The sequence below is a fragment of the Streptomyces sp. MnatMP-M17 genome, assembly GCF_900091995.1.
In the GTDB taxonomy this organism is placed as follows: domain Bacteria; phylum Actinomycetota; class Actinomycetes; order Streptomycetales; family Streptomycetaceae; genus Streptomyces.
On sequence record NZ_FMDK01000822.1, the window covers coordinates 1 to 3413 of the forward strand.

The 3413-nt window shown below is 66.2% G+C and carries 4 protein-coding genes; 2 read left to right on the forward strand and 2 right to left on the reverse strand.

The window, feature by feature from the left end:
* Positions 1 to 141: DUF6214 family protein (locus GA0115259_RS42340; RefSeq protein ID WP_237540630.1), on the forward strand; the 141-nt coding region annotated here is incomplete at its 5' end.
* Positions 142 to 193: 52 nt separating this feature from the next.
* Here the strand turns inward: GA0115259_RS42340 and GA0115259_RS31370 are convergent.
* Positions 194 to 853, reverse strand: a complete 660-nt coding sequence (locus tag GA0115259_RS31370; protein WP_093603264.1) for a DUF305 domain-containing protein — start codon at positions 851 to 853, stop codon at positions 194 to 196.
* Between the two features lie 175 nt (positions 854 to 1028).
* Here GA0115259_RS31370 and GA0115259_RS31375 point away from each other — a divergent pair, with 175 nt between their 5' ends.
* Positions 1029 to 2525 carry an LVIVD repeat-containing protein gene (locus tag GA0115259_RS31375; RefSeq protein WP_093603266.1) on the forward strand — a complete coding sequence of 499 codons (1497 nt, stop codon included), beginning with the start codon at positions 1029 to 1031 and terminating at the stop codon, positions 2523 to 2525.
* On the opposite strand, the gene GA0115259_RS31380 is transcribed toward GA0115259_RS31375, so the two are convergent.
* Positions 2501 to 3154 (reverse strand): TetR/AcrR family transcriptional regulator, encoded by a 654-nt coding sequence (locus GA0115259_RS31380; RefSeq protein ID WP_093603268.1) that lies wholly within the window; start codon positions 3152 to 3154, stop codon positions 2501 to 2503. The genes GA0115259_RS31375 and GA0115259_RS31380 overlap by 25 nt on opposite strands.
* Positions 3155 to 3413: the final 259 nt, after the last annotated feature.

Below are 3413 nucleotides of genomic sequence, written 5' to 3' on the forward strand. Positions count from 1 at the left end.
TACCGCGCGGCCCAGCAGGCGGGCCAGGATCCGGTGCTCGCGGTGATGTCGGCGACCGGGTTCAGCCGTCGCAAGTCGCTGAAGCTGATCGCGGGCGCCCGCGACGAGGGCCACTTGACACCGCGTCACCACAGACGCTGACAACGCCGCGGCCACCGGCTCCCGGCGGCCCGCTCGCATCGAGCGCATAAGGTCACATCGAACGCATACGGTTCATCTCGACGGTCTGCTGGGCGATGACCTCGTTCGCCATCTCCTCGACCATGACGTTCTTGCCGTCCGTGAGCACCTCCGTGGCCATGGTGATCGCACCTTGGTGGTGCGCCGTCATCAGCTTCAGGAACAGCTCGTCGAAGGCCTTGCCCTTCGCCGCCCGCAACTGGGCCAGTTGGGCCTCCGTGGCCATCCCGGGCATCGTGTGGTGGTCATGGCCCTGCTGCGGCTTCGGCCCGCCGTTGTTCTTCAACCAGGCGTCCATCACATCGATCTCCGGCTTCTGCGAGGCGGCGATCCGCTCCGCGAGCAGCTTCACCGGCTTCGATCCGGCCCGGGTCCCGGCGAGTTCGGTCATCTTCAGCGCCTGACCGTGGTGGACGATCATCATCTGCGCATAGGTGTAGTCGGCCGAGTTGGGCGTGTTGTCCGGTGCGGCCTTCGCCGCCTCCTCGGCGGAGAGCGTCTTCGCGGGCTCGCCCGGTTTTCCCGGCGCCACCACGACCGAGGCGCTGTCGTCCTTGGACTTGCTCTTGCCGCCGTCCCCCGAGTCGCAGGCTCCCAGGGCGAGTACGGCGACGGCGGCCACCGCCGCGAGAGCGGCCCTGCGGACACGCTGACTCCTGTGGTGGATCAACACGGCGACCTCCTACTGCACTTGATGTGGTGAAACTTTCCTAGCACGCTTCGACATACGAGTGATCAAAAACTTTCATTACGTCTGTGTTGCCATCTGTTGAGATGTACATGAGAGGGACGATACTGCCGAGGTCCGTGACCCGTTCAACTGTGAACGGATACAAGGGAGGACCGCAGTGATCTCGTTGCACACCACTCGCGTGCGGCGTAGACGTCTGGGCGTGGCGGCAGCCGCGGCCGGACTCTTCGCCACGCTGTTGACCGCCGCACCGGCGGTCGCCACACCCGACCCCGGTGACAGCCCGGCCTCGAAGGAGATCTCCTCCAGCCAGGCCGCCGAAGTGAAGGCGGCCATCCAGCAGGACGAGATACCCGGTGTGGACGAAATCGTCCACAGCGACAACATCAAGCATCTGTCGAACGCCCCCAAGGACCTGATCACGGGGCTCAACTCGGACCTGGCCTTCCAGGGCAAGTACGCCTTCGCGGGCAACTACGACGGCTTCCGGATCTTCGACATCAGCGACCCGAAGTCCCCGAAGACCGTCACCCAGGTGCTCTGCCCGGGATCGCAGAACGATGTCTCGGTCTCCGGTGATCTGCTCTTCCTCTCCACCGACTCCTCGCGCAGCGACAACTCCTGCACGAGCGTCGCCCAGTCGGCGACGATCAAGGAGTCCTGGGAGGGCATCAAGATCTTCGACATCAGCGACATCCGGAACCCCAAGTACATCGCCGCCGTCGAGACCGCGTGCGGTTCGCACACCCACACCCTGATCCCCGAGCGCAAGAACGTCTACGTCTACGTCTCGTCGTACTCGCCGAGCACGACGTTCCCGGACTGCCAGCCGCCGCACGACGGCATCTCGATCATCAAGGTGCCGCGCAAGGCTCCGGAGCGGGCCAAGGTGGTGAACTTCCCGAACCTCTTCCCGGACGGCGGAAACCCGGGCGGGACCACCAACCCGGGTGTCTCGGCGACCACCGGCTGCCACGACATCACGGTGCTGCCCTCCAAGGACCTGGCCGCCGGTGCGTGCATGGGTGACGGCATCATCTTCGACATCAAGCACCCCGAGCGACCCAAGGTGATCGACCGGGTCCAGGACAACGTCAACTTCGCCTTCTGGCACTCGGCCACCTTCAACCAGGATGCAAACAAGGTCGTCTTCACCGACGAGCTGGGCGGCGGTGGCGCTGCCACCTGCAACGACACCGTCGGTCCGAACAAGGGCGCCGACGGCATCTACGACATCGTCGGCAAGCGCGACGACCGCAAGCTGGTCTTCCGCAGCTACTTCAAGATCGACCGCCCCCAGGCGGACACCGAGAACTGTGTCGCCCACAACGGCTCGCTCATCCCGGTCGAGGGCCGCGACATCATGGTCCAGGCCTGGTACCAGGGCGGTGTCTCGGTCTGGGACTTCACCAACTCCTCCCAGCCCAAGGAGATCGCCTACTTCGAGCGCGGACCGCTCTCGGCCACGCAGATGGTGACCGGCGGCCCCTGGTCGGCCTACTACTACAACGGCTACATCTACTCGAACGACATCGCCAAGGGCTTTGACGTACTGCAGCTCAACGACCGCAGGACGGACGACGCGAAGAAGGTGCGGATGGACGAGCTGAACGTCCAGACGCAGCCCGACTACTTCGAGGACTTCCGCGACTGAGCGGTGGTGCCCTGATCCGTTCCGCCGGGCGGTTCACCGCCCGGCGGAACGCCGAGTTCCCACTCCAGCCCGTAGCGCTGGAACAGCTCGGCGCGCAGCCGTGGCAGCGGCATCGGCGCGCCCGGCATGAGCACCGCGAAGACCGCGCCCATCAGCAGGGCGCGCAGCATCGGATACTCGCCGTCCGGGTCGGGCGATCCGTATCTGGACACCGTCTCGCGCAGCAGGGCCGCGAGACGCTGCTGTTCCGGACACTGCACAAAGCCCTCGGCCTGGAGAATGCCGGCCATATGTGTCCGCATCAGTACGGGGCTGTCGGCCGCGAGCCCGAGGATGGCGTCGATCGCCCGTGCCAGCAGTTCGCGCCCGTCGTCCGTCATCGGCTCGCGTCCCAGGGCCGCGGCCAGCGTCTGATGCATCAGCCGGTGCACGGCGGACTGGAGGAGCTGCCGCTTTCCCGGGAAGTAGTACGAGATGAGACCGCGCGCCGAACCGGCCCGGTCGGCGATGTCGGCGAGCGTCGTGGCCTCGTAACCGCGCTCGGCGACCAGCTCCACCGTGGCTTGCAGCAGCCGCTCCCGGGAACGCCGGCGTAGCTCTTCATTGACCGATGGGCTCCGCGGGGACATGCTTGGCTCCTGCGTTGACTGGCTCTCAGCCAATATACTCAGTGCGTCCCGTCTCAGACCTCATCGGGCCTGGTCAACGGGGCTGCCGTCTGTCTTGGGCGACGCGGGGGATCGCCCAAGACAGACGGTTTCAGCATGCCCGGCGGCGCCGGGAGGCCCGTTTCGGGCTGCAGGAGTGCCCGATTTCCGGGCGCGGGCGCCTAGGGTCTTTCGTTTGGATCAGGCTGGGTGAGGGAGCGCCCGCCGCGGGAGCGGCTGA